Here is a 26396-nt window from a genome sequence, read left to right as displayed (position 1 = left end):
CACCTTCCTCCTTACACATATACTTCAAGCAGCGTTGCGGCCGCCGCGTTTTCCTCCAGCCGGTAAACCAACTGTTCCACCAATTCATCTGTTGTAGAGACTCTGCTCTTTTTGGTTTGTATGTCACCCGTACGGAATTTCGCGTTCAGAACTTCCTGAACAGCCATTTCAATGGCATCCGCCTCTTCGTTCATATGAAAGGAATGTCTGAGCATCATTGCTGCTGAAAGGACCATTCCCAGCGGATTGGCCGTATTAGTTCCTGCAATATCAGGAGCTGAACCATGAACGGGTTCATACAATCCTGCACCTTCTTCACTCAATGATGCCGAAGCAAGCATTCCAAGAGATCCCGTAATCATGGAGGCTTCATCAGACAAGATGTCGCCAAACATATTCTCTGTCACGATGACATCAAATTGTGCAGGATTCCGGACAAGCTGCATAGCCGCATTGTCAACAAGCATGTGTTCAACTTTAACATCTGGAAAGCTCTTCGCTATTTCGTTTACAACTTCCCTCCATAGTTTGCTCGATTCCAGCACATTGGCTTTATCCACTGAAGTCAGCTTTCCGGTTCTGGAAGCCGCGAGTTCAAACGCCTTTTTCACTACTCTCTCAATCTCTTGCCTATGATAGTACAGCGTGTCTACCGCTTCATCGGATCCTGTTCTTCCTTTTGGCTGAGCGAAATACAAGCCGCCTGTCAGTTCTCTTACAAACACCAAGTCTACATTTTTGATCAGTTCAGGTTTTAGCGGAGAAATATCTGCTAATGGACTGAATGCTTTAACCGGCCTCAGATTGGCGAAAACGTTGAGTTTCTTCCGGATTTGGAGCAGTCCGTGTTCGGGACGCTGATCCATGCCATCCCATTTAGGTCCACCCACGGCTCCCAAAAGAACCGCGTCACTCTTCTTGCATTGTTCAAGCGTTTCAGGGGGCAGTGGATTTCCTGTCTCATCGATGGCTTTACCGCCGATCGGCATCTCGGTCACTGTAAAACGATGCTGAAATCGGGATTCAATGGCTTTGAGCACCCGCAATGCCCCTTTCATTACTTCCGGTCCGATTCCGTCACCCGGCAAGACTGTAATTGTTTTTTCCATCTTGACCCCTCCTCATAAAATTTATAGACTGACTTTCACTAATTCTTCTTTTTGAACGTTCATAATCGTTTTGTTTAACGCATGAACGTATGCTTTTGCTGATGCTTGAAGCACATCCTGAGCGGTTCCGCTTCCGTTGATTTCCTGTTCCTCGTACTTTAGCAGAACATAGACCTGTGCTAATGCATCTCTTCCTGAACCGACGGATTGAATACGGTAATCTTTTAGCTGTACAGGCAGCGGCAGCATTTTATCCAATGTATTGTAAATGGCCTCTACACTTCCTGAGCCCGTGCCTGCTTCCTGGATGCTCTTTCCGTCTGGCGCTTTTAGGGTAATGGTTGCAGTAGGAATATTGTTCGTGCCATAGTTCACCTGAATATCACCTAACTGGTACATAGGGACTGGCGGCTGGATTTGATGTTCGAGAAGGAGGGCCAGAATGTCTTCTTCTGTGAGCTCCTTCTTCCGGTCGGCCAGTGCTTTAAATTCGTTGAACAGTTCATTAAGCTGTTCCTCACCGGGTTCAAAGCCCAGTTTGTTAATATGTTTCCGGAATGCGTGCCTCCCTGAATGCTTTCCGAGAACGAGCTGGTTGGAGGATACTCCAACAAGTTCGGGAGTGATAATCTCATACGTTGATTTTTCTTTTAGCACACCATCCTGATGGATTCCAGATTCATGAGCAAAGGCATTTCTTCCGACTACTGCCTTATTCGGCGGAACGCTGATTCCTGTCAGTCTGCTGACGAGTCCGCTCGTGCGGCTGATCTCTTTCAGTTCCAAACGTGTTTCCGCTTTATAAAAGGTATTTCGGATGGCGAGTGCTACGGCAATTTCTTCTAATGAAGCATTGCCCGCTCTTTCACCGATTCCGTTGATCGTACATTCAATCTGATCGGCTCCATTCTCGATCGCTGCTAATGAATTAGCAACAGCCATGCCAAGGTCATCATGGCAATGAGCAGATAATTTAACCTTATGGATGTTTGGTACATGCTCTCTCACGTACCGGAAAAGATGCCCATATTCAGCAGGGCTGTAATAGCCAACAGTATCCGGAAGATTAATGACGGTGGCACCGGCATCAATCACTTGCTCAATGATTTTTACGAGAAAAGCCAGATCTGACCGGCAAGCATCTTCTGCCGACCATTGTACGATTGGAAAACGCTCGCGTGCGTATTTCACAGATCGAACGGCTGTTTCAACCACTTCATCCGGAGTTTTCTTTAGTTTATATGTCATGTGGATCGGCGATGTTGCTAAGAAAACATGCAGCCGAGGTTCAGGTGATCCTTTTAATGCTTCCCATGCCGCATCAATATCCTTTGTCGTCGAACGGGCGAGGCCAGTTACCGAACTGTTCTTGATTTCATCGGAGATTCTTTTTACTGCTGCAAGATCACCAGGGGAGGCAGCCGGGAACCCTGCTTCAATGACATCTACACCGAGCCGCTCGAGCTGTTTGGCTATCTCAAGTTTTTCCTGGGCATTCAAGTTCACTCCTGCCGTTTGCTCTCCGTCTCTCAATGTTGTGTCAAAGATATCAATTTTTCGCACTTGTCACCGCCTCCTTCGTTTTTTCCTTTTGTTGTTTAACAAAAGGCATCATTGCTCTTAACTCGCGGCCGACTACTTCAATCGGATGATGTTTTTCACTCTCATTGATGGCATGGAACACTGGACGGTTTGCCTGATTTTCCAAGATCCAGCCTTTAGCAAACTCTCCGCTTTGGATATCCTTTAGAACCGCTCTCATTTTCGTTCTTGTATCCTCATCTACGATTCTTGGACCGGATTGGAAATCGCCCCATTGAGCTGTATCAGAAATGGAATATCTCATTCCTTCAAGGCCGCCTTCGTACATCAAGTCAACAATCAGCTTCAGCTCGTGCAGACATTCAAAGTAGGCGACTTCTGGCTGGTACCCGGCTTCTACAAGAGTTTCAAAACCTGTCTTAACAAGTGAAGTCAATCCTCCGCACAAGACAGCCTGCTCACCGAACAGATCCGTTTCGGTTTCTTCTTTAAAGGTTGTTTCCAGAACGCCGGCTCTTGCAGCTCCAATCCCTTTTGCATATTCAAGCGCCGTTTCTTTCGCAGTTCCCGTCACATCTTGATAAACTGCGATCAGCGCAGGAACACCAGCTCCAGCTTCATACGTGCGTCTTACAAGATGTCCCGGTCCTTTAGGAGCAACAAGGAATACATCCACGAAATCCGGCGGAACGATCTGATGGAAATGAACATTGAAACCATGCGCGAAAACAAGTGCCTTCCCTGGAGTCAGCGCCGGTTCGATCTCCTTTTTATAGACTTGAGGCTGAAGTTCATCCGGCAGAAGAATCATGATGACATCCGCTTCATTGGAAGCTTCTTCTACAGATGCTACTCGGACACCATCTTCAACCGCCTGGTCATATGATTTCCCCTTTCTTACACCAACTACAACGTCATATCCGCTTTCTTTCAAGTTCAAAGCGTGGGCATGCCCTTGAGATCCATATCCAATAACTGCTACCTTTTTTCCGTTTAAGTATTGATCAGCGATTTCCTTGTCATAATAAACTTTTGCCATTTTTACATCTCTCCCTAGGTTTTATAGTTATTTTTAGATAATAGAAAACTGATTCAGGTTATACACTGTTTTTTGTGTTCCGCGCGGCATTGCGGTAAGCCCTGTTCTGGAAATTTCCTTAATTCCGTATGGCCGCAGCAGCTCGATCAATGCCTCTACTTTTTCATTGTCGCCCGTCACCTCAATCGTGACGTTTTCAAGGCTTACATCAATGATGGCTGCTCTGAAAGGCTCAATAATAACTTTAATCTCACTCCGTGTATCTGGTGTGGTAATCACTTTAATCAGTGCCAATTCCCTGGCTACAAGTGCCATATCGGTGAGATCTTTTACTTTCAGCACATCGATCTGTTTATGCAGCTGTTTAAGCAGCTGTTCGAGTTTTCTGTCATCCTCGACCTGCACAACAATCGTAATTTTTGATATCCCCGGATCATCGGAATGTCCTACCGTGATGCTCTCAATGTTAAACTGCCTTTTTGTCAGGAGTCCTGTCAGCCGGTTTAACACACCGCTCTGGTTTAAAACGGTAGCTGTTATAATGCGCCTCATGGTTTCACCCCAATCATTTGATGAATCCCTTTCCCGGGAGCAATCATCGGATAGACATTTTCATCCGAAGTTACCCTGCAGTCGAGAAGGAAAGGAGAATTGGACTCCAGTGCCATTGCAAGCTTCACTTTGGCATCCTCTTCTGTAGTAACAACCGCAGCGTCAATGCCATATGCGGCTGCCAGTTTTACAAAGTCAGGCTGAACAGGAATCAGGGATTGTGAATAACGTTCTTCGTAAAAGATCTCCTGCCACTGCCTAACCATTCCAAGTGACTGGTTATTAACGATGACAATGATGACAGGCAGCTTCAATTCTTGAAGAACAGATAGCTCTTGTAATGTCATTTGGAATCCGCCATCACCTGTTACAGCAATAACAGGAAGTTCTGGATTTCCAATTTTCGCCCCGATTGCTGCCGGGAATCCGAATCCCATCGTTCCTAATCCTCCTGAAGTTACCCAGCGGTTTGGTTTGGAAAAACCATAATATTGCGCTGTCCACATCTGATGCTGTCCCACATCTGTCGTAATGACCGCTTCCCCTTTTGTTTCCTCATGAATGATTTCAAGCAATCTCTGGGGTTTTAGCGTTTCACCGTCTTTTTTATACCAGAGCGGATAACTGCTCTTCAGCTCAGATAAATGATAGACCCATTCTGTCGTATCTCCTGACGATGTGCTTTCTCGAAGCAATGCTGAAACGGTATGCTTTGCACAACCGACAATCGGAATCAGAGTTTCCACGTTCTTGCCGATCTCAGCCGGATCAATGTCAATATGGGCAACGGCTGCTTTCTTGGCGAAGTGATTTAGATCACCTGTCAAACGGTCATCGAACCGTGCTCCGATTCCAATCAGGAGATCACATTCGTGCAGAGCAATATTCGAGGCATAGGTGCCATGCATACCGGCCATTCCCAGGAAAAGGGGATGATCGGATGGGAAGCTGCCAAGCCCGAGCAATGTATTGGCGACCGGAATCCGATGCTGTTCAGCCAAGGTAAGGATTTCATTCTCTGCTCCAGCGAACAGCACACCCGCACCTGCAAGAATGACAGGTTTTTTTGCAGTGGCAATGGCGTCTGCCAGCCGTTTTACTTGGAGAAGGTTCGGCATGACTGTTGGCTGGTAACCTGGCAGTGTGACTTCTTTCGGTGTAGAAAACGCCCCTAAAGCAGTCGAAATATCTTTTGGAATGTCTACCAGAACCGGACCTGGCCTTCCTGTCTGAGCGATATGAAAGGCTTCCTGGACGATCCCGGGGAGGTCTTCCACTCTTCTTACCTGGTAGTTATGTTTGGTGATGGGCATCGTTACACCGACAATATCAGCTTCCTGGAATGCATCCGTACCGATTACAGTTGTTGCCACCTGCCCGGTGAAGATAACAAGCGGGAGAGAATCAATCATGGCATCAGCAATTCCAGTAACGAGATTGGTTGCCCCCGGCCCCGAGGTGGCGATGACAACTCCTGCTTTTCCGGTAACCCTTGCAAACCCTTGAGCTGCATGGATGGCTCCTTGCTCATGGCGGGTTAAAATATGTCTGATATTTTTCTTGTAAAGGGCATCATAGATTGGAAGGACAGCACCTCCAGGATAGCCGAACAAGACGTCTACCCCTTCTTTTTCAAGTGCCTCCATCAGCATGTCTGCTCCTGACATCATTTGAACTTTGCTTTTCTCTTCATCAGCCACCCAGCTGGCTTTCATTCCTGATTCCTCCCTTATAAAATCATAATAAAAAGCCTTCCCACCCAAAATGACAGTGTAATCCTGCCAAAGGGGTGAAAAGGCTTCTTTTCACGGTACCACCCTTCTTCGCGGCTATTCTGCTTGGCCGCCTCATGGACGAATATGTTCGCCCGGTTTGATAACAAGTTAACTCCTCTTTCGGGTTAACTCGGCCTGCCCTACTGGCCAATGGCTTTCGGACAGACACTCAGGGGTGAGGTCCTGATAAGAGCATTACCGGTTCCCAGCGCTTCCGGCTCTCTGTGAATACTCTGTTATCATTCTTCCCCTTCATCGATTTTGAATTATTTAACTTTTTTACTAAAAGTTTATATTTTTAGAACTCCGCCAGTATTGGCTGAAGTAACCAGCTTGGAGTAACGGGCGAGATAGCCTTGTTTAATTTTGGGTTCAGGCTGTCTCCAATCCGTCTTTCTGCTTTCCAGTTCTTCGTTGCTCAGCATGATGTTGATCGATCTTTGAGTCAAATCAATGAAAATGTGGTCTCCGTTCTCCAGGAATGCGATTGGACCGCCTTCAGCTGCTTCAGGAGAAATATGACCGATGGAAATTCCCCTGGATGCTCCTGAAAATCTTCCGTCTGTAATTAAAGCGACCTTTGTGCTTAGTCCCATTCCAGCGATTGCGGAGGTCGGTGAAAGCATCTCAGGCATTCCAGGTCCGCCTTTGGGGCCTTCATACCGGATAACCACAACGTGGCCTTCTTTTACTTTTCCGCTGTTGATGCCTTCTAACGCTTCATCCTGTGATTCAAAGACGATGGCTTCTCCTTCAAAATATTTGATCGATGGATCTACACCGCCCACCTTGATCACACAGCCGTCAGGTGCAAGGTTTCCATATAGAATGGAGAGTCCTCCTACAGGACTGTAGGCGTTATCAGGATATCTGATTACATCGCTGTTTGTAATGGAAGCATCTTTTATATTTTCATAGAGAGTTTTCCCCGTAATCGTGATCCGGTCTTTATGAACTGCTCCTTCAATGTGGCAGAGCTGTTTCATGATGGCACTGACTCCACCGGCATCATGGACATCCTGCATCGTGTAGTCGGATGCGGGACTGATCTTTGATAAATAAGGAACCCTCTCAGCTACTTCATTAATTCGTTTAAGATCGTATTCGATCCCCGCCTCATGTGCGATGGCCAGCATATGAAGTACGGTGTTTGTTGATCCTCCCATGGCCATATCCAATGCAAAAGCATCATCTATGGCATCTTTTGTAATAATGTCTCTTGGCCGGATATCGCGTTCGACCAGATCCATCAAACAGAAGGCAGCATCTTTATAGAGCTTATCCCGCTCTTTCGAAGTGGCGACGAGTGTCCCGTTTCCCGGCAATGTAATTCCGAGCATTTCCATAATGGAGTTCATGCTGTTTGCGGTGAACATTCCGGAACAGGATCCGCAGGTCGGACAGGCGCTTGTTTCAAGCTCCAGCAGTTCTTCCCTCGACATCTTACCAGAAAGATGTGATCCGACTCCTTCGAATACAGAAACGAGCGAAAGTGATTTTCCAGCGGATGATTTCCCAGCTTCCATCGGGCCGCCTGAAACGAATACGGCAGGTACATTCGTTCTAACTGCTGCCATCAGCATGCCCGGCGTTATCTTGTCACAGTTTGGAATAAAAAAGACTCCGTCAAACCAGTGAGCATTAATAACTGTTTCCGCTGAATCAGCAATAATTTCCCGGCTCGGAAGCGAATAACGCATCCCGATGTGCCCCATGGCAATCCCATCATCGACGCCGATGGTATTAAACTCAAACGGGACACCGCCTGCTTCACGGATGGCTTGCTTAACTTGTTCGCCCACTTTATTGAGGTGCATATGTCCCGGAATGATATCTACATACGAGTTACAGACCCCGATAAATGGCTTGTTCATGTCTTCCTCTTTGACACCGGCAGCATGCAGCAAGCTGCGATGCGGTGCCCGGTCAATTCCTTTTTTTATCATGTTACTGCGCATAGACCACAACTCCTGTTACGTATAATTAGCCCGCTTGGACGGTAGTGGAAGCCGGATAGACTTTGACTCCCTCTTCGACAACTCTTTGCCTGAACGCTTGCAATAAAATGTTCGTGTGTTTTCCAGGAACACCTTCACCGATTACCCTGCCGTCCACTTTGATAACAGCAATGACTTCAGCAGCCGTCCCTGTAAGAAACACTTCATCAGCCACGTACACATCGTGTCTTGTAAATGGCTCTTCGCTAACGTTGTAGCCAAGTTCTGCAGCGATCTCAACGATAGCATTCCTCGTAATTCCTTCAAGCGCCCCCAGGTAACCCGGCGGTGTTTTGATGCTATTTCCTTTAACAATAAATACGTTATCTGCAGAACCTTCGGCGACATAACCTTGGTCGTTCAGCATAAGCGCTTCGCTGACACCCGCCAGATTGGCTTCAATTTTGACGAGAATGTTGTTTAAGTAATTCAATGATTTTACTTTTGGACTCAAGACATCTGCGCGGTTCCTGCGGCTCGCAACTGTCACAATTTCGATTCCAGTCTCATAAAGTTTTTTAGGGAAGAGAGCCAGCTGTTCTGCAATGATGATAACCCCCGGTTTTTCGCAGGTAAATGGGTCCAGGCCAAGATTCCCTCTTCCACGGGATATGACTAAACGGATGTAGGCATCACGATATTGGTTTTTTTGGAGCGTCTCGACGATAATTTTTGTCAGCTCCTCTTTTGTGTGCGGAATGGTTAACATGATGGATTGAGCTGATTCAAACAGACGCTGTAGATGTTCATCAAGCCGATAAACATTTCCATTGTAGACTCGAATGCCTTCAAACACCCCATCTCCGTACAAAAATCCGTGATCATAAACAGAGATTTTGGCATCTTCTTTCAAGACAAATTCACCGTCTACATAAACCCATTGTTCTAACATCGTGATCCTCCTTTTCTCCTTCGTAAATTGTTCGAATATTTAAATAGAATCTGATAATTGTTGATTATGTTACGCCCCTTTTTGTTCTAGGTCAACCACCTTTTTTGAAAAAAATTAATTTTCAGTTAATTCAGTTTTTTTGTATCCGCTTACATCCTTTGTGCCAAAGAGAAAAGAAAACGAAACGTGTCATTTGTAAACATTTTTGAAGCGCTTACAAAAATAGTCCAAGCACTCTTTAGTTAAGCAAAAGAAGACAAAAAAAAGACACCTTTTTCAGTACATTTAATTGATGTACTGAAAAAGGTGTCTATAGTATGTATGTTAGATGGCGTCCCAGGAGAGATTCGAACTCCCGACCGTACGCTTAGAAGGCGTATGCTCTATCCGGCTGAGCTACTGGGACATATGTATTTTAGAGCCCTTTCCGCTTAGCAATGCAACTTCATGCGATTGCAGAGCGCTGCGGGCACACAGTTTTGTTTTCCTCGGGGAAAACGTTATGATCAATCAATTCTCTTTGACTTTTCCAGTATAAAAAAGTCTTGCCTGTTTGTTTCCATTGCGACGTGAGAAATAGCAAATGGAGCGGGTGATGAGAATCGAACTCACGACCAGAGCTTGGAAGGCTCTTGTTTTACCACTAAACTACACCCGCAAGTAGGTAAATTAGGTCACTAACATCAGCGACATAAGTAAATATACTATATCCCATTCAGTATGTCAACAGATTTGGGGAGAAAAATCTCCCCATTGTTAAGAAAGCTGAAATTCACTTCTAAGGTCTTCTACTTCTTTTCCTTCAAGGTCCAAAAAATATATATTCACCGTACTGCCTTCAACCTCACAGATCGCGTAGGTTTTTTCAAAACGTTCTCTTGGCATTCTGATGCTGCCTGGATTGATATAGATATGGCCGTTCTTCTCAAAGCTGTGCGCTGTGTGAGAGTGTCCGTAACAAATAACCTTAGCTCCCGTTTCTTCTCCTCGGTAGGTTAGTGATACGAGTGACATTTTCACATTATACAGGTGGCCGTGCGTGACATAAAAGCAAGTGTCCCCAATCAGCTCTATAGCTTCTGTAGGAAGGTCAGGCGCAGCATAATCCATATTGCCCTGCACCGTGATAAAATCCTTTAATTCGCGGGAATCAGCAGTAAGCTCGGAATCTCCGCAATGAATCATTGCTTCTACTTCACCTCGGTGACGGTCTTTGATTATTTCCAGTTCCTTTTTATATCCGTGGCTGTCACTGACGATTAAAACTTTCACAGTTGGCTAACCTCCTAAAACAGCAGATGCATCTGATCCTTAAGCTTCGCCATTGCATTTGCACGATGGCTGATTTTGTTTTTCTCTTCTTTTGTGAGCTCTGCCATAGTGGACGAAGTATGCCCGACGACAAAGATTGGATCATAGCCGAAGCCGTTGCTTCCTGTTTTTTTATAGCCGATCTCACCTTCACAATGCCCTTCAACGATCAGTGTTTCCCTACCTGGACTTGCAACGGCGAGTGCGCACACAAATCTCGCACTGCGCTCTTCAGGCGGTACGCTTCGCATCTCGTCAAGCACTTTGTCCATATTTTTATTATCGTCTTTTTCTATTCCCGCATATCGGGCCGAGAAAACACCCGGCCTGCCGTCTAAAGCGTCTATAACAAGTCCTGAATCATCCGCGATAACAGGAATATTGTAAAGTTCTGAGATTTCTTCTGCTTTTAATGCTGCATTTTCAGCAAATGTGGTTCCTGTTTCTTCAACATCCGGAGTGTTCTCCACATCCAGCAGAGAGGTCACTTCCAATCCCATCTCTGAGAACAAAAATGTAAATTCTTTTACTTTACCTTCGTTCTTCGTCGCAATCAGTACTTTTTTCATCATCAATACCTGCCTTACTTAATTAGTTTCGCCAGATCACCGAGCACTTCCTTCTGAATGCCGATCAATTCAGTGACACCTTTATTCCCTAATTCGAGCAGTGTCTGCAGCTGCTTATAAGAAAAAGTCGCTTCCTCTCCTGTTCCTTGAAGCTCGACAAATTCTCCGCTGCCGGTCATGACAATATTCATGTCTACTGAAGCAGTCGAATCTTCGGCATAATTCAAATCCAGCAGGGCTCCTTCTTTTTCGTCAATACCTGCAGAAGTAGCAGCAAGAAAATCACTTACCGGCATTTGCTTGATCGCTTTGGTCTCCAAAAGCTTACCAAACGCTAATACCATCGCAACAAACGCTCCTGTAATGGAAGCCGTCCGCGTCCCTCCGTCAGCTTGAATGACATCACAATCCACCCAGATTGTCCGTTCTCCGATTTTGGAAAGGTCAACAACGGAACGGAGCGCTCTTCCGATCAGACGCTGGATCTCCATTGTGCGGCCCGTTACTTTCCCCTTGCTAGACTCACGGATCGTACGCTGTTCTGTCGCTCGCGGAAGCATCGAATATTCAGCTGTTATCCAGCCTTTGCCCTGCCCTCTCATAAACGGAGGAACTCTCTCTTCGATGCTTGCAGTACAAATCACTTTTGTGTCACCTACTGCTATGAGGACAGCTCCTTCCGGATGTTTTATGTAATCTTTATCCATCTTTACAGGCCTTAGTTCGTTGTTCGCCCTTCCGTCATTCCTCATCATAAACCTCCTGCGTTATCTTGCTCACTTTCATTGCCTAATCTTATTTTTCGTTTTATGCCATACAAAAAAAGAGAAGGCTTAAGCCGTCTCTTTTATCCTACCACAAGTTATTCATGGATTAAAATTCGCCGGTGTTTACTATTGCAGGTCTTGAAACTGGAGCTGTGATTGACTTTCCGTCTTCGGACTTCAATTTTGTTTTCCCGTTAACATGAATCGCTACTTTTTTCACATCATTTAATTCTGTCAAGGATAATACGATCGATTTCAACACAGTATCGTCAATCGTATTTTCCGATTTATTATCCAAGATGGCTTTATTGAAATTCAGCGTTGCTACCCCGTTTTTAACAACTGGTGCATCGAGTAATTTCACATCATTTCTGAATCCGGTTAAAAGTCTGCTTTGTTCTCCAGGTCCTTGAATCAGTTCTTGGACAGCTGCAGTTATTTTATCGCTGTCATTTTTCGCTACCCTGCGTGTAACCGGAACATAATATTCTTGAGTACCATTTTCCGCAACAAAATACAGCGTAGCTGTATCACTGCCGGTCATGTCGACTACATCGCCATTTTCAATATTAATGCCGTCAGCACGGCTGACTCCGTCATTGATTGGTGTATGATTGACAGGCATAACGTCTTGGTTCTTGCCGTCTATTTGAATTTTCACATTTTTAATTGAATCAAATTGAGTAAGCGTGAAAGTGATCGACTGTAAAAGCCTTTGTTCATCCTGGCCTCGGTATTCCTTGAATTCTTTGGAAAAATTCGCGGTCGCCGTACCGTCTTTACCGACGACAACGTCCAGTACTTGCGTATCAGGCGGCAGCACAGCCTGGAATCCGTTTGGCAGGATATTGGATACCGGCCCGTCTTTTACTAAGTACTCTAATACTTGTTTTGCAGCCGTGCCCGATTTTGGCAGGTTCATCATTTGAGGCACGACCAGCCCATTGCTGTCCAATAAAAACAGCTGGCGTTTCACGGAGTTTTTAGTGGCTTTGGCAGTTGTTTCTTTATCAAGAGACTTGCCTTCCTTCACGTAGTTCACTTTCGGGGGATCTAGCTCATTTCCTGCTTTTTCTCCCCCCAGTCCACACCCCGCCATCAGCATTGACACTGATAGGAGAAGCAGCGGCGCTCCTGCCCTCATTTTTTTGTACATACTTTTCCCTCCCCAAGTGGTTGTACTACTATGTATACGGGCTGTACCGCCTTTTAGACCACCCATGGAAAAATAAATAGGACAAAACCACTCAATGGTTTTGTCCCCCAAAAGCTAAAAAGACAAAACCACTCAATGGTTTTGTCCCCCAAAAGCTAAAAAGACAAAACCACTCAGCGGTTTTGTCCTAATTTAATAAAATGCACATGCTCTACTTTTTCTTCCATCCAATGATTCGCGATCTCAAGGAAATGTCCGTTATCTGAAGTAGAAAAGAATTCATGCCCTGGAACCCGGTCGCCGGTATACAAAAGACCGCTGTGATCCAGAATGGCTGAAACCTCTCTTGCTGTTTCAGCACCTGAGCAGATCAGCTTGATTTCTTCTCCCATTACTTTTTGAATGACAGGCCGTAATAACGGATAATGTGTACATCCGAGAATAAGAGTATCGATCGGGGTTTCTTTTAACGGCTGAAGAACTTCAAGAACCGTTCTGTACGTATCCTCTCCGGACAGTTCGCCGTTCTCAACGAGTGGGACAAACGGCGGACAGGCAAGACTGTGCACAGTAATATCGCCCTTGATCTCCTTTAACGCAGTCTCGTAAGCACCGCTTTTTATTGTTCCGACGGTCCCGATGATTCCGACCTGCTGATTCCTGGTTACTTTCAGGGCTGTTCTCGCTCCAGGGTGTATGACACCTATTACCGGTATACTGAGCCTTTTTTTCACTTCATCCAAAATGGCTGCTGTCGCTGTGTTGCATGCGATGACAAGCATCTTTATCTCCTTGCTGAGAAGGAACTCAATCATCTCCAATGTGTATTGTCTTACTTCCTCCATTGGTCTGGGTCCATACGGACAGCGTGCAGTATCACCCAAATAATAAATTTCTTCCTTAGGCAGCTGGCGGATGATCTCCCTCGCTACCGTTAAACCGCCTACACCTGAGTCGATCACGCCTATTGGTTTATCCATTTGTTCGCCTCTTCCTTCTTTCGGTGTATATTCATGTTGTATGCTGAAATTCACACCGCTCTAACCAAAAAAATCCTACCAAAGAATAAAATAAAAACGATGTTCTTGTCAACTCCAGCCAAAGAAGAAAAGCCGATTCCTTTTCGCTGCACTAAGACAGTGAAAGGGAAATCAGCTTTACTTTGTTTTAGAAATTTTCGTTAACAAACTTCACAACATCTTCAGCAGTATCCATGTTTAAGATGGTGACTACATGTTTTTCTGCTTGCGATTTGGAAAGTTTGGAAAGCTGGCTTCTCGCAGGAAGGACTGATGTTGCACTCATGGAGAATTCATCAAGTCCAAGGCCCAGAAGAATAGGAATCGCAATCGGATCGCCGGCCATCTCACCGCACATTCCAACCCATTTTCCTTCTTTATGGGCAGCAGTAATCACCATTTGGATCAACCGAAGGATTGCTGGATTGTATGGCTGGTAAAGGTAAGAAACCCTTTCGTTCATCCTGTCTGCTGCCATCGTGTACTGGATAAGGTCGTTCGTACCAATGGAAAAGAAATCGACTTCTTTTGCAAAACGGTCAGAAAGGACAGCTGTGGAAGGGATCTCTACCATGATTCCGATTTCGATGTTCTCTGAAACGGATACTCCTTCTTTTACAAGTTTTTCTTTTTCTTCAAGTAGAACTTGCTTAGCCGATCGGAATTCAACCAATGTTGCAATCATCGGAAACATGATTTTCAAGTTTCCGTAAGCACTCGCACGAAGCAAAGCTCTCAGCTGTGTTCTGAAGATCTCTTGTTGTTCCAGGCAAAGGCGAATCGCTCTAAAGCCAAGGAACGGATTCATTTCCTTTGGAAGATCAAGGTATGGAAGCTCTTTGTCTCCACCGATGTCAAGCGTACGGATAACGACAGGTTTTCCTTCCATTTTTTCAAGGACTTCTTTATATGCCTTAAACTGCTCTTCTTCCGTCGGTAACTGGTCGCGACCCATGTACAAGAATTCGGTACGGTAAAGACCGACGCCTTCTGCACCGTTTTCAAGAACACCTTTAACATCCTGTGGTGTACCGATATTAGCAGCAAGTTCAGCATGGTGTCCGTCAGCCGTTGTCGTTTGTTCGTTTACGAGTTTCGCCCACTCAGCTTTTTGCGCTTTGTATTCCTCTTGCTTCTTCTTATAGAGTTCAAGCTCTTCATTGGATGGATCAACGATGACTTCACCATCAAGTCCATCAATAATAAGCAGGGTTCCGCTGGAGATTTTTTCTGTTACTGTTTTCGTCCCAACAACTGCCGGGATTTCCATGGAACGGGACATGATGGCTGAATGAGAGGTTCTGCCGCCAATATCCGTCGCAAATCCAAGAACAAACTTGCGGTTAAGCTGTGCTGTATCGGATGGCGTCAAGTCTTCGGCAATGATCACTACTTCCTCTGAGATGCTTGCCGGAGAAGAGAATTGAACGCCCAGCAAATGAGCGAGGACGCGCTTGGATACATCACGGATATCCGCCGCACGTTCTTTCATATACTCATTATCCATCTGCTCAAACATGCTGATAAACATTCCTGAAATCTCATCCATCGCACTCTCAGCGTTGACATTTTCATTCTGAATTTTGGTTTTAACTGCATCAATTAGCTCTGGGTCCTCAAGGACAAGAAGATGGGCAGCAAAAATCGCTGCCTTATCTTCTCCTAATTCTTTTAATGCATTTTCTTTAATAACCTGAAGTTCGCCTTTCGCCTTTTCTACTGCAGCCGAAAACCGTTCAACCTCAAGACCGGTATTTTCAACCGGCTTTTTTTCAATGATTAATTCAGGGTTTTCAAGAATAAATGCTTTGGCAATCGCAATGCCAGCTGATGCAGCAATACCTGAAATCTTTTCAGACATTACTCACCAAGTCCTTCCTTTTTCATTACATCTTCAATAGCAGCCAACGCTTCATCAGCATCAGAACCTTCAGCTTTGATTGTGATTTCAGAACCGCTTTGGATACCAAGGCTCATTACACCCATGATGGATTTAAGGTTTACGTTTTTCCCGTTATAACCAAGTGTAATGTCAGAGCTGAATTGCCCTGCTTGGTTTACTAATACAGTTGCCGGACGTGCGTGAATTCCCGAGTCACTTGTTACTTTAAAAGTTTTTTCTGCCATGATTGAAAACTCCTTCGTTATTTTTATTTGATAGTAATAATATCTTCTTCACCTTTAGACACGGTTCCTGTTTTTTCAAGGTGAATGCTTTCTCCTTCAGCAAGGTTCGTAAACACGATCGGTGTAATTACTGACGGAGTGTTTTCCTTAACAAATTCAAGATTAACTTTCATTAATTCTTGTCCTTGTTCTATGATGTCACCCTCATTTACAAACGATTCGAAGCCTTCACCTTTAAGTTTGACCGTATCGATTCCAAAATGGATCAAAATTTCACGGCCGCCGTCAGATTCAATTCCAATCGCATGCTTCGTTGGGAATACATTGATGATTTTTCCGTTTACCGGTGATACTACCGTTCCATTTGAAGGTTCGACTGCAAAGCCGTCACCCATCATTTTACCTGAAAAGACTTGGTCAGGCACTTCTGTGATAGGGATGATTTTCCCTTCAAGCGGAGAAACGAAACGCTCAGCTACCGCAGGAGCTGGAACTTCCATTTCTGTTTTTTGGGTTAATGGCTCTTTTTTAGCCGCTACCACTTTACCGTCCATAATGTCTTTGATCTCGCTCTTGATGGTATCAGAACGTGTCCCAAAGATGGCTTGGATGTTGTTCCCCATTTCAAGAACTCCAGATGCACCTAATTTTTTGAGGCGATCTTTATCGACATTTTTCGCATCATTTACAGCAACACGCAAACGTGTAATACATGCATCAAGATCTTTAATGTTATCTTTTCCGCCTAGTCCTTCAAGGATATTAGCAGCTAAAGACCCTTCGTTGCTCACGCTGACGTTTGTTTCAACCTCATCGTCCACCACTTCGCGTCCTGGAGTCTTAAGATCCCATTTACGGATGACGAATCGGAATCCAAAGTAATAAATGACTGCAAAAACTAAACCAACTGGAATAACCAGCCACCAAGCAGTACGGTTAGGCAGAACTCCGAATAGAAGATAGTCAATGACTCCACCAGAGAATGTCATACCGATTTTAACATTTAACAGCTGCATTGTCATAAATGACAACCCGGCGAAGATTGCATGAATTCCGAATAGAACTGGAGCAACAAACAAGAATGTAAACTCGATTGGTTCTGTAATTCCTGTTAGGAAAGAAGTTAATGCTGCAGAACCCATGATACCGGCTACAACTTTTTTGTGCTCAGGACGAGCTTCGTGATACATCGCAAGTGCTGCCGCAGGCAGACCAAACATCATGAATGGGAATTTACCTGTCATGAAAGTACCTGCTGTTAATGGTGCACCATCTTTAATCTGTGCAAAGAAAATCTTTTGGTCACCTCGGACGATGTCTCCGGCTTTGTCCGTGTACTGTCCAAACTCAAACCAGAATGGAGAGTAGAAAATATGGTGAAGTCCAAAAGGAATTAACGAACGTTCGATTACTCCAAAAACGAAAGCAGCCAATGTTCGGTTTGAGTCTAGCATAAAGTGTGAGAAAGAGTTTAATCCGTTTTGAGCATATGGCCATACACCAATCATGATGATACCAAGAACCAATGATGAAACCGCTGTAATAATTGGAACAAATCGTTTACCTGCAAAGAATCCTAAGTATGAAGGTAGTTCAATCTTATAGAACCGTTTATAAAGATAGGAGGCAAGAATACCAACGATGATACCGCCAAAAACTCCTGTTTGCAGGGTGGGTATACCCAGCACATTTGCAAACTCCGGGTTGTCTTTGATCATATCAGGCGTAATGCCTTTTAACGTACCCATCGTTACATTCATAATTAGATATCCAATAATGGCAGCAAGTCCTGCTACACCTTCTCCGCCAGCTAGTCCGACGGCAACACCGACTGCAAAAAGCAAGGACAGGTTAGAAAACACAATATTCCCCGAGTTTTCCATAACGCTTGCTACAAGCTGGAACCAGCCTGCTTTTAAAGCAGGTAACTTATCGAGCAATGCAGGGTTTTTGAACGCGTTACCAAATGCGAGCAGCAAACCAGCTGCAGGCAGGATGGCTACAGGAAGCATCAACGCTTTACCTACCCTCTGCAGTACTCCAAAAATACTTTTCCACACGGGACTTTCCTCCTTAAATTTGTTTTTTCTTTGTGCTGGAAGCTGAATAAACCAAAAAAAGGCATGAGTGACAAAAAAGCGCATACAAAAGCTAATCAGATATAGAATATCCGAATTAAGCCCTTACTACACTTTTTTCTTCACTCATGCCTGATCGAATCAGTAACACGTAAAGCAAAAGCACGATGTATAAAATTAAGTAAGCCTTTGCAAATGCATCGTTAGATACACTGCTTCCGCCTCTGGTATCGGTTTATTTAAAGTATTTTGCATAACCTTAATTAACTTCCAAGCAAGATTGTAGCACAAAGGATATTCTTCTTTCAACACCTTTGCTAATTTTTCTTGTTTGTCCACCTGGTCACCCATCTCCACCCGTTCGATCGTATGGCGCAGATGCCTGACAAGCCTGAGGTAATCGATGCTCTTACGTTCCAGTTTTATGTTAAGAGATTCTTCTATGATTGCAGACAGCCTGTTAATCATCCGGGAGTGTTCATTTATATCACTTAGACTTTTATTGGTTACGGCACTATGGATGTGCAGGGCAACAAAACCGATTTCACCATCTGGAAGTTGAATTCCGAGTGACTGATTGATTTCCTCAATCACTTCTTCAGCGACCGTGTACTCCTTAGGGTATAGTGTCTGGGTTTCTGACAAAAATGGATTTCGAATATCCATCCCTTGCTCCAGACGCTTCACAGCAAAAGCGACATGGTCTGTAAGCGCGACATGAATATGTTCATTCAGCGTAGTTTGCATGCGTGCTTCAATGTGGGTAATCACATCATTCAGCAGCTCGATAAAGGACTCTTCAAGAGAATGCACAAGAGTTTTGTACTGCTCCTGCTCTTTCTCGTTGGTTAAAATATAGAGTTTATCGATGGCATCATCCGTGATGACATCGCCCCGCGCTTTGCCGAATCCAATTCCCTTTCCGATGATGATCAGTTCCTGGCTGGAGGCATTTGATGCAACAACCGCATTATTATTGAGTGTTTTTTGTATATGAAAGGGACCATTCATCCTTTTTCAATCCTTTCAAGCAGAAGCCCAAATTTCGCAATGCCTACATCATAGCCCAAAAAAGGATGTTTATCAATTAAGAAAGCTACTTATGAAGTCAAGACTTAAAGTGTGAAGCTCAAAAGACGGTATGGAATTTGAATGCACCTTTGAATATAAAAAAGAAAACGGCTTTCATGGAAAGCCGTTTCCCGACTAAATTTCTAGTTCTCCAAGCCTCAGTAATTCTACGACGGCTTGAGATCGCCCTTTTACCCCAAGCTTTTGCATCGTGTTGGAAATATGGTTACGAACGGTCTTCTCGCTGATAAAAAGCTGTTCTGCGATTTCTTTTGTCGTCTTGTCTTGGACCAATAGTTCAAAAACTTCTCTTTCTCGTTTTGTAAGTAGAGGCTTCGGTCGGTAGTGTTTCTCTTTCAATGATTTCACCCCTCCTTGCTAGGGTTTAAAGAACTGCCAATGCACAATTTGCAAATTGGAAGTATTTAGTCAACATATACTATGTTAAGAAGTTTTTAGGAGTGACTTGGTTCAAAGAAAAAGTAATGGTTTTTTGTCCCCTTCTTTCAAAAAATGAAGCCCATTTTTATTCAATTGCTGGATGGATGCCCCAAAACCTGTCCGCTTTTGCCTGAGAAATAAAAAAAGGCCTCTTCTGAGTTGAAGAGGCCTGATTTTTATTAAACTCTGTCGCTTCCGAAAAAGTTCTTGAATGCTTGGAATGTTGTATCCCTGTTTAGAGCAGCAATCGATGTTGTCAAAGGAATTCCTTTCGGGCATGATTGTACGCAGTTTTGCGAGTTACCGCAAGACGCTAGCCCGCCGTCAGTCATCAATGCATTTAAACGCTCTTCTTTATTCATTGCTCCAGTTGGATGCGCATTGAAGAGACGAACCTGAGATAAAGGCGCTGGGCCAATAAAATCAGATTTGCTGTTAACGTTCGGACATGCTTCAAGACAAACACCGCATGTCATACATTTAGAAAGTTCATATGCCCATTGACGCTTGGTTTCAGGCATACGAGGTCCTGGACCTAAATCATAAGTACCGTCAATCGGAATCCAAGCTTTAACTCTTTTCAAAGCATCAAACATGCGGCTTCTGTCAACAGCCAAGTCACGGACTACCGGGAAAGTTCTCATTGGTTCCAAGCGGATCGGCTGCTCAAGCTTATCAACAAGAGCTGTACATGATTGACGCGGTTTCCCGTTAATAACCATAGAACAGGCTCCGCATACTTCCTCAAGGCAGTTCATCTCCCATGTGATCGGAGTCGTTGCTTCCCCTTTTGCGTTCACAGGATTACGGCGGATCTCCATCAATGCGGAAATGACGTTCATGTTCGGACGGTATGAAAGCTCGAATTCTTCTTGGTATGGGGCGGATTCAGGACTGTTTTGTCTAGTGATGATAAACTTAATTGTTTTTGCGCTCATCCTTATTTCGCCTCAGCTTTCTTTTTAGAATAATCACGTTTACGCGGCTTGATATATTGAATGTCGACTTCTTCATAAGAGAAATCAGGACCATTCGTCGCAGCATTAAATGTTGCTTTCGTTGTTTTTAGCCACTCATCATCATTACGGTCCGGGAAGTCTGGTTTGTAGTGCGCTCCACGGCTTTCGTCACGGTTTAGAGCACCAAGTGTGATAACGCGCCCCAGCTGAAGCATGTGCCATAGCTGGCGGGTAAAGGAAGCCCCTTGGTTACTCCATTTAGACGTATCGTTAATGTTGATCTTCTTGTAACGCTCCATAAGCTCAAGGATCTTATCATCCGTTTGTTTTAACTTGTTGTTATAACGGACAACCGTTACATTATCCGTCATCCACTCACCGAGCTCTTTATGAAGGACGTAAGCATTTTCGTTTCCGTCCATGCTCATGATATTGTCGTATTTTTCTTGTTCTTTGCGAACCTGATGTTCAAATACAGTGGATGCAACATCATCAGAAGACTTCTCAAGTCCGCTGACATATGCCGCTGCTGCAGGGCCAGCTTGCATTCCGCCGAAGATTGCAGATAGAAGGGAATTCGCACCCAAACGGTTTGCACCATGATATTGGTACTCACATTCACCCGCAGCAAAAAGACCAGGAATGTTGGTCATCTGATTAAAGTCAACCCACATGCCGCCCATTGAATAGTGGACTGCAGGGAAGATTTTCATCGGAACTTTTCGAGGGTCATCACCCATGAACTTTTCATAGATTTCTATAATTCCGCCAAGCTTGATATCAAGCTCTTTCGGATCTTTATGTGAAAGGTCAAGATAAACCATGTTTTCGCCGTTGATTCCAAGTTTTTCGTCAACACACACATGGAAAATCTCACGTGTTGCGATATCACGAGGCACAAGGTTACCGTAAGCCGGATATTTTTCTTCAAGGAAGTACCAAGGTTTACCGTCTTTATACGTCCATACACGGCCGCCTTCTCCACGTGCTGATTCACTCATTAAACGAAGTTTGTCATCTCCAGGAATCGCTGTCGGATGAATTTGAATAAACTCGCCGTTCGCGTAATCAACACCTTGCTGATAAAGAGATGCTGCTGCTGCCCCGGTATTGATGACAGAGTTCGTAGATTTACCGAAAATGATTCCAGGTCCTCCAGTAGCCATAATAACAGCATCCGCTGCAAAGCTGTGGATTTCCATAGATTTTAAGTTTTGGGCTGTGATTCCTCGGCAAACGCCTTCATCATCCACGATAGCAGATAGGAATTCCCAGTTTTCATACTTTGTAACAAGACCTGCAACTTCATGGCGTCTTACTTGCTCATCCAGCGCATACAAAAGCTGCTGTCCTGTAGTTGCACCGGCAAATGCGGTACGGTGATGCTGTGTGCCCCCGAAACGGCGGAAGTCCAGCAATCCTTCTGGAGTACGGTTGAACATAACTCCCATACGGTCCATAAGGTGGATGATTCCTGGAGCCGCTTCACACATCGCTTTAACCGGACTCTGGTTCGCAAGGAAGTCTCCTCCATAAATGGAATCGTCAAAATGCACATAAGGAGAGTCGCCTTCTCCTTTTGTATTTACAGCACCGTTAATTCCGCCCTGCGCACAAACAGAGTGAGAGCGCTTAACAGGAACTAGTGAAAACAAGTCAACGTTCATGCCGGCTTCTGCTGCTTTAATGGTAGCCATTAGCCCTGCAAGACCTCCACCGACGATAATAATATTTCCTTTACTCAAGATGGTTCACCCCTTCTTAAATGAATGCAAAAATAGTTCGAACGCTAACGAATGCAAGTGCTAGGAAAACTGCCATCGTTACGTAAGTTGAAACTCTCTGTGATCGAGGCGAAACCGTAAGACCCCAGCTGACAAAAAATGACCATAATCCGTTCGCAAAATGAAAGACTGCGGATAATACCCCAACCAAATAAAAGGCCACCATAAATGGTGAGCTTAATATGTCTGACATCATCGAAAAGTTAACTTCTGCTCCAAATGCTGCTGCAATACGAGTTTCCCAAACATGCCAGGAAACAAAAATCAGCGTAATTACGCCAGTTACACGCTGTAAGAGGAACATCCAGTTACGGAAATATCCATAACGGCTTGCGTTGTTTTTAGCCGTGAAGGTAATATAAAGTCCGTAAATCGCATGGAAATAAAGAGGAATAAAAATTATAACCGCTTCCAGAACATAACGGAAAGGTAAATGTCCCATAAAATTCGCTGCATTATTAAATGATTCTGCCCCTCTTGTTGCAAAGTTGTTCACAACAAGATGCTGGAGCAGGAATAAGCCAACCGGGATTACGCCCAGTAAAGAATGTAGTCTTCTCGTGTTAAAATTGCGACTGCCTGCCATACAATTTGCCCCTTTCTAAGTTCCCTCTGTCTTTTTCTGAAACCATTGGTTTCTCTCCATTCCGTTTAAGCGTTTCCTCTCCGCTTGCAGTAAATAAGATGAACATTAAAGCGTTAACTAATAACATGTTTCATTTTACTCCCATCGTTTGACACCGTCAAGAAACCGGTAACATAAAAAGTTCAAAAATCTGTTGATTTTCCTAACTTTTTTTCAAGGCAGACCCTCACTTAAATTTCGACAAATGTGTGACTTTTTATAGAGATATTATTTTATTCAAGCTATAATGGAACAAGTAGAAAGCGGGGAGATCTAAATGGAACAACATGAGGACATCCAACACAACGAAGAAAAAACAATCGAGAAGGACAGTAAGCCTGCTGCAGGAGTTTCTGTATTCGCATATGAGCTGCTGAAAAACATTCTGATCCCGGATCTGCTGGGAAAAGAAGAACGGAACATCCTATATTGGGCAGGAAGAAACCTGGCAAGGAAATTCCCATTGGGTTCCACTGAAGAAATTGTTCATTTTTTCTCGGAAGCCGGCTGGGGCAATCTGATCATTGCTGAAATGAATAAGAACGAGATGGTACTCGAACTGTCTTCCTCTCTTATCAACAAACGATTCGATTTGCAGGATAATCCTACATTCGGTCTCGAGGCTGGATTTATCGCAGAACAAATCCAAAATCAAAGAAAATGTGTTACAGAAACCTATGAAACTTTGAAACGAAAGAACAAAATCCAATTTACCGTCCAATGGGACCGTAAAGACGAAACCGCAGGCTCACAAGGAGCCTGAAAATAGAAAGAGATTACTCTTTTCTCTCAAAAAACCGGCATATGCCGGTTTTTTTTTGCGTTGACAATACAAAACAGCTGGCATAATGTTAACCTATACATAAAATTAGTTAACATTAAGGAGGCATCACCTATGAATTGGATGGAACTTGGAAAAGAAGTGATCGAAGGTAAAAAACTGAACGAGACAGAAGCCTTATCCATATTGGAATCAGACGATGACGAGCTGCTTAGCCTGCTGCAAGGTGCGTTTATGATCAGGAAGCATTATTTCGGAAAAAAGGTGAAACTGAATAAGATCATTAATACAAAGTCAGGCCTGTGCCCTGAGGATTGCGGATATTGTTCACAGTCTTCAGTTTCCACAGCGCCGATCGAAAAATATGCGATGATGGATAAAGACACGATTGTTGAAGGTGCGGAAAAGGCATATAAACAAAACGTGAGAACCTATTGTATCGTCGCAAGCGGAAGAGGACCTCTGAATCGGGACTTGAACACCGTCATTGAAGCTGTAAAAGAGATTAAATCCAATTATAATATGAAAATATGCGCATGCCTCGGCATTTTAAATGATAAGCAGGCACAGTCCCTAAAAGAGGCGGGCGTCGAAAGATATAACCATAATATCAACACATCCTCAGACCACCACAGCCAAATAACAAACTCTCATACATACGAAGACAGAGTGGCTACTCTGGAAAAAGTAAAAACAGCAGGAATCTCCCCATGTTCAGGCGTTATCGTAGGAATGGGCGAAAGCCGGCACGACATCATTAAGATGGCAGAAGCGCTAAGAGAGATCAATGCAGATTCTATCCCTGTTAATTTTTTGCATGCTATACCAGGTACTCCTCTCGAGCATCTTGACGAGCTGAACCCCCGTTATTGTTTAAAAGTGCTCGCCTTGTTCCGTTATATTAATCCAACGAAAGAGATTCGGATTTCAGGCGGCAGAGAGGTAAATCTCCGCAGCCTTCAGCCGCTGGGCCTTTATGCTGCAAATTCTATTTTCGTAGGCGACTATCTGACCACCGACGGACAGGAAACAAATGCTGACCACCAAATCCTTGAGGACCTCGGATTTGAGATCGACTTCTTAAACGAACCTGTACAGGTTTAATCCTGCAGCAAATTTTTCCATTTACAAAAAAATCCGGGCAGCATCGCCCGGATTTATCTTATTATAACTGATGAACCGGCTGCCTTGCGTCCAGTTCAAAGACGTCGTGCAGCGTTTCAATCGCTTTGATCATATCCTGCTGATCAACGACCGTAGAAACTTTAATCTCTGATGTGCTGACCATTTTAATCATAATATCCTGCTCAGAAAGAGCCTTAAACATCTGTGCAGCTACTCCTGGATTAGAAATCATTCCTGAACCAACAATAGATACTTTAGCCAATCCATCTTCATGCTGGATGGAACCAAACTGAAGCGAACTCTTATATCTTTCTAGAAGCTCAATTGTTTCATCTAAGATCGCTGTTTCAATGGAGAACGAGATGTTTGTTCTTTCCTGCTTGTTTACACTCTGAATAATAATATCTACATTAACACTGTTCTCTGCCAACAAGGAAAAAACAGAAGACAGTGTGTTTAAGCCATTCGGCAGGTCTTCAATCGTAATTTTTGTTACGTTTCCTTCAAAAGCCAATCCTCTCACTACTAAATTATTCTCCATTGTTGCTTCCTCCTCCACTAGTGTTCCGTTTTCTTTCTCTGTGCTCGAACGAACTTCAAGTCTTACTCCGAAATTCTTTGCGAATTCTACGGCTCTCGGATGCAGCACACCCGCTCCGAGATTCGCCATTTCAAGCATTTCATCATAGGAGATGGAAGGCAGCTTTCTGGCATGTTTCACCACCCGCGGGTCTGTTGTAAATACACCAGTAACGTCTGTGTAGATTTCGCATTTATCGGCACGAAGAGCAGCTGCCAGAGCAACGGCCGTCGTATCTGATCCTCCCCGTCCCAGTGTTGCAATATTATCCGAAGAGGTTAATCCCTGAAAACCGGCAACTACTGCAATCTTCCCGTCTGCAAGCATTTGCTGGATTCTTTTTGTATCGATATTTAAGATGCGCGCGTTGCCGTGAACATCTTCTGTTTCAACTCCAGCCTGCCAGCCAGTCAGAGACTCGGCTTCGTACCCGGCATCCTGAAGGGCCATCGCAAGCAGTGAAATCGTGATCTGTTCTCCTGTCGTCAAAAGCATATCCATTTCACGTTTGGAAGGCCTTGCTGTTATTTCACCTGCCAGCCGCACAAGATCATCCGTTGTTTTTCCCATTGCTGAGACAACCGCTACTACTTGATTCCCCTCGTTTGCCGCTTGAATGATCCGACTTGCCGCGTTTCTGATTTTATCCGGTGTGCCGACACTTGTACCTCCGAATTTTTGAATAATTAAAGCCACAATGTCCATCCTTTCTCATCAATGAAATCGAATTTATCGCCTTCCTGCAAAAGGCACCCAGATATGGCCAGCCTGTCTCGGCTTCCACTACGCAACAAACTGAAATGCAAAAATAAATACAAAAAAGCAGCAATAAGGAAAAGACCTTATTGCTGCTTGGTATATGCAACAGTAAGCCAGCTTGTTTTCCCCTCTTGTGAGATAGTCCTCCACACACCCTCCGGGCAAGAATGTGTGACAGCTCTGCATTTATTCAATGCAGGTCCAGCCGTAAGAAACAGGAGTTTCTTAAAGCTTCGGCAAAAATCCCCTTTCAGCTACCATCATAAGAGCTCCTTCTCTTCAGATAGCTTACTATTGGTTTTTGCTCCTCTACCATCACTTCAAAACTGAAGTATGGC

General features: G+C 44.3%; 23 protein-coding genes, 2 tRNA genes and 1 riboswitch. Of the genes, 2 read left to right on the top strand and 23 right to left on the bottom strand.

The features are described from left to right. Positions 1–11: 11 nt before the first annotated feature. From leuB to OKX00_RS07880, 22 genes are all read right to left on the bottom strand, one after another. Positions 12–1109 (bottom strand): 3-isopropylmalate dehydrogenase, encoded by a 1098-nt coding sequence (gene leuB / locus OKX00_RS07985; protein WP_265410039.1) that lies wholly within the window; start codon positions 1107–1109, stop codon positions 12–14. 21 nt (positions 1110–1130) lie between these two features. After that, positions 1131–2672 (bottom strand): 2-isopropylmalate synthase, encoded by a 1542-nt coding sequence (locus OKX00_RS07980; RefSeq protein WP_265410038.1) that lies wholly within the window; start codon positions 2670–2672, stop codon positions 1131–1133. Beyond that, the gene (gene ilvC / locus OKX00_RS07975; RefSeq protein WP_265410037.1) at positions 2659–3690 is read right to left on the bottom strand and encodes a ketol-acid reductoisomerase; all 1032 of its coding nucleotides are present in this window, start codon (positions 3688–3690) and stop codon (positions 2659–2661) included. The genes OKX00_RS07980 and ilvC overlap by 14 nt, the downstream gene beginning before the upstream one ends. A 33-nt stretch (positions 3691–3723) precedes the next feature. After that, a complete protein-coding gene (gene ilvN / locus OKX00_RS07970; protein WP_053357650.1) occupies positions 3724–4242 on the bottom strand; it encodes an acetolactate synthase small subunit in 519 nt (172 codons plus the stop codon). Continuing rightward, the gene (gene ilvB, locus OKX00_RS07965; protein ID WP_265410036.1) at positions 4239–5957 is read right to left on the bottom strand and encodes an acetolactate synthase large subunit; all 1719 of its coding nucleotides are present in this window, start codon (positions 5955–5957) and stop codon (positions 4239–4241) included. Before ilvB ends, ilvN begins: the two co-directional genes overlap by 4 nt. 350 nt (positions 5958–6307) lie before the next feature. After that, positions 6308–7975 (bottom strand): dihydroxy-acid dehydratase, encoded by a 1668-nt coding sequence (ilvD, locus tag OKX00_RS07960; protein WP_265410035.1) that lies wholly within the window; start codon positions 7973–7975, stop codon positions 6308–6310. A gap of 25 nt (positions 7976–8000) precedes the next feature. Beyond that, complete coding sequence (ilvE, locus tag OKX00_RS07955; RefSeq protein ID WP_062234014.1) at positions 8001–8906, bottom strand: branched-chain-amino-acid transaminase; 906 nt, start codon at positions 8904–8906, stop codon at positions 8001–8003. Positions 8907–9235: 329 nt separating this feature from the next. Continuing rightward, a tRNA-Arg gene (locus OKX00_RS07950) sits at positions 9236–9312 on the bottom strand. Between the two features lie 178 nt (positions 9313–9490). Beyond that, positions 9491–9564, bottom strand: a tRNA-Gly gene (locus OKX00_RS07945). A gap of 98 nt (positions 9565–9662) precedes the next feature. After that, the gene (locus OKX00_RS07940; protein WP_265410034.1) at positions 9663–10178 is read right to left on the bottom strand and encodes a metallophosphoesterase family protein; all 516 of its coding nucleotides are present in this window, start codon (positions 10176–10178) and stop codon (positions 9663–9665) included. A 14-nt stretch (positions 10179–10192) separates the two neighbouring features. After that, a complete protein-coding gene (locus OKX00_RS07935; RefSeq protein ID WP_265410497.1) occupies positions 10193–10786 on the bottom strand; it encodes an XTP/dITP diphosphatase in 594 nt (197 codons plus the stop codon). 14 nt (positions 10787–10800) lie between these two features. Beyond that, positions 10801–11538, bottom strand: a complete 738-nt coding sequence (rph, locus tag OKX00_RS07930; protein ID WP_265410033.1) for a ribonuclease PH — start codon at positions 11536–11538, stop codon at positions 10801–10803. A gap of 121 nt (positions 11539–11659) precedes the next feature. Beyond that, positions 11660–12709, bottom strand: coding sequence for a GerMN domain-containing protein (locus OKX00_RS07925; protein WP_265410032.1), 1050 nt, complete (start codon positions 12707–12709; stop codon positions 11660–11662). Between the two features lie 173 nt (positions 12710–12882). Then, positions 12883–13689, bottom strand: coding sequence for a glutamate racemase (racE, locus tag OKX00_RS07920; RefSeq protein WP_265410031.1), 807 nt, complete (start codon positions 13687–13689; stop codon positions 12883–12885). 187 nt (positions 13690–13876) lie between these two features. Continuing rightward, on the bottom strand, positions 13877–15589 hold the full coding sequence (gene ptsP / locus OKX00_RS07915; RefSeq protein WP_265410030.1) for a phosphoenolpyruvate--protein phosphotransferase: 1713 nt from the start codon (positions 15587–15589) through the stop codon (positions 13877–13879). Further along, positions 15589–15855 (bottom strand): phosphocarrier protein HPr, encoded by a 267-nt coding sequence (locus tag OKX00_RS07910; protein WP_062234000.1) that lies wholly within the window; start codon positions 15853–15855, stop codon positions 15589–15591. The genes ptsP and OKX00_RS07910 overlap by 1 nt, the downstream gene beginning before the upstream one ends. A 23-nt stretch (positions 15856–15878) precedes the next feature. Beyond that, positions 15879–17867, bottom strand: a complete 1989-nt coding sequence (gene ptsG, locus OKX00_RS07905) for a glucose-specific PTS transporter subunit IIBC (RefSeq protein WP_322114371.1) — start codon at positions 17865–17867, stop codon at positions 15879–15881. Between the two features lie 243 nt (positions 17868–18110). Next, positions 18111–18944: a glucose PTS transporter transcription antiterminator GlcT gene (gene glcT, locus OKX00_RS07900; protein WP_265410028.1), complete on the bottom strand. Its 834-nt coding sequence runs from the start codon at positions 18942–18944 to the stop codon at positions 18111–18113. Between the two features lie 195 nt (positions 18945–19139). Beyond that, positions 19140–19364 carry a helix-turn-helix domain-containing protein gene (locus OKX00_RS07895; RefSeq protein ID WP_007202417.1) on the bottom strand — a complete coding sequence of 75 codons (225 nt, stop codon included), beginning with the start codon at positions 19362–19364 and terminating at the stop codon, positions 19140–19142. A gap of 260 nt (positions 19365–19624) precedes the next feature. Beyond that, positions 19625–20383 carry a succinate dehydrogenase iron-sulfur subunit gene (sdhB, locus tag OKX00_RS07890; protein ID WP_265410027.1) on the bottom strand — a complete coding sequence of 253 codons (759 nt, stop codon included), beginning with the start codon at positions 20381–20383 and terminating at the stop codon, positions 19625–19627. A gap of 2 nt (positions 20384–20385) precedes the next feature. Further along, a complete protein-coding gene (sdhA, locus tag OKX00_RS07885) occupies positions 20386–22149 on the bottom strand; it encodes a succinate dehydrogenase flavoprotein subunit (RefSeq protein ID WP_062233993.1) in 1764 nt (587 codons plus the stop codon). Positions 22150–22165: 16 nt separating this feature from the next. Further along, on the bottom strand, positions 22166–22774 hold the full coding sequence (locus tag OKX00_RS07880) for a succinate dehydrogenase cytochrome b558 subunit (protein ID WP_053357636.1): 609 nt from the start codon (positions 22772–22774) through the stop codon (positions 22166–22168). 316 nt (positions 22775–23090) lie between these two features. Here OKX00_RS07880 and OKX00_RS07875 point away from each other — a divergent pair, with 316 nt between their 5' ends. Both OKX00_RS07875 and bioB read left to right on the top strand, forming a co-directional pair. Beyond that, positions 23091–23576, top strand: coding sequence for a YslB family protein (locus tag OKX00_RS07875; RefSeq protein ID WP_265410026.1), 486 nt, complete (start codon positions 23091–23093; stop codon positions 23574–23576). Positions 23577–23708: 132 nt separating this feature from the next. Continuing rightward, positions 23709–24698: a biotin synthase BioB gene (gene bioB / locus OKX00_RS07870; protein ID WP_265410025.1), complete on the top strand. Its 990-nt coding sequence runs from the start codon at positions 23709–23711 to the stop codon at positions 24696–24698. Positions 24699–24759: 61 nt separating this feature from the next. On the opposite strand, the gene OKX00_RS07865 is transcribed toward bioB, so the two are convergent. After that, positions 24760–25995, bottom strand: coding sequence for an aspartate kinase (locus tag OKX00_RS07865; RefSeq protein WP_265410024.1), 1236 nt, complete (start codon positions 25993–25995; stop codon positions 24760–24762). Positions 25996–26189: 194 nt separating this feature from the next. Continuing rightward, positions 26190–26378: riboswitch (Lysine riboswitch) on the bottom strand. Positions 26379–26396 lie beyond the last annotated feature (18 nt).

The organism is Fictibacillus sp. KU28468 (assembly GCF_026153615.1).
In the GTDB taxonomy this organism is placed as follows: domain Bacteria; phylum Bacillota; class Bacilli; order Bacillales; family Fictibacillaceae; genus Fictibacillus_C; species Fictibacillus_C marinisediminis.
The sequence above is the reverse complement of the archived record's forward strand: the minus strand, read 5'-3'. Positions and strand labels throughout refer to the sequence as shown.

Bases quoted from the DNA above. Each gene is read 5' to 3' on its own strand.
- leuB (WP_265410039.1), bottom strand. From the start codon at position 1,109: ATGGAAAAAACAATTACAGTCTTGCCGGGTGACGGAATCGGACCGGAA.
- ilvC (WP_265410037.1), bottom strand. From the start codon at position 3,690: ATGGCAAAAGTTTATTATGACAAGGAAATCGCTGATCAATACTTAAAC.
- ilvN (WP_053357650.1), bottom strand. From the start codon at position 4,242: ATGAGGCGCATTATAACAGCTACCGTTTTAAACCAGAGCGGTGTGTTA.
- ilvB (WP_265410036.1), bottom strand. From the start codon at position 5,957: ATGAAAGCCAGCTGGGTGGCTGATGAAGAGAAAAGCAAAGTTCAAATG.
- ilvD (WP_265410035.1), bottom strand. From the start codon at position 7,975: ATGCGCAGTAACATGATAAAAAAAGGAATTGACCGGGCACCGCATCGC.
- ilvE (WP_062234014.1), bottom strand. From the start codon at position 8,906: ATGTTAGAACAATGGGTTTATGTAGACGGTGAATTTGTCTTGAAAGAA.
- OKX00_RS07935 (WP_265410497.1), bottom strand. From the start codon at position 10,786: ATGAAAAAAGTACTGATTGCGACGAAGAACGAAGGTAAAGTAAAAGAA.
- rph (WP_265410033.1), bottom strand. From the start codon at position 11,538: ATGAGGAATGACGGAAGGGCGAACAACGAACTAAGGCCTGTAAAGATG.
- OKX00_RS07925 (WP_265410032.1), bottom strand. From the start codon at position 12,709: ATGTACAAAAAAATGAGGGCAGGAGCGCCGCTGCTTCTCCTATCAGTG.
- racE (WP_265410031.1), bottom strand. From the start codon at position 13,689: ATGGATAAACCAATAGGCGTGATCGACTCAGGTGTAGGCGGTTTAACG.
- ptsP (WP_265410030.1), bottom strand. From the start codon at position 15,589: ATGTCTGAAAAGATTTCAGGTATTGCTGCATCAGCTGGCATTGCGATT.
- OKX00_RS07910 (WP_062234000.1), bottom strand. From the start codon at position 15,855: ATGGCAGAAAAAACTTTTAAAGTAACAAGTGACTCGGGAATTCACGCA.
- ptsG (WP_322114371.1), bottom strand. From the start codon at position 17,867: ATGCTTCCTGTAGCCATCCTGCCTGCAGCTGGTTTGCTGCTCGCATTT.
- glcT (WP_265410028.1), bottom strand. From the start codon at position 18,944: ATGAATGGTCCCTTTCATATACAAAAAACACTCAATAATAATGCGGTT.
- sdhB (WP_265410027.1), bottom strand. From the start codon at position 20,383: ATGAGCGCAAAAACAATTAAGTTTATCATCACTAGACAAAACAGTCCT.
- OKX00_RS07880 (WP_053357636.1), bottom strand. From the start codon at position 22,774: ATGGCAGGCAGTCGCAATTTTAACACGAGAAGACTACATTCTTTACTG.
- OKX00_RS07875 (WP_265410026.1), top strand. From the start codon at position 23,091: ATGGAACAACATGAGGACATCCAACACAACGAAGAAAAAACAATCGAG.
- bioB (WP_265410025.1), top strand. From the start codon at position 23,709: ATGAATTGGATGGAACTTGGAAAAGAAGTGATCGAAGGTAAAAAACTG.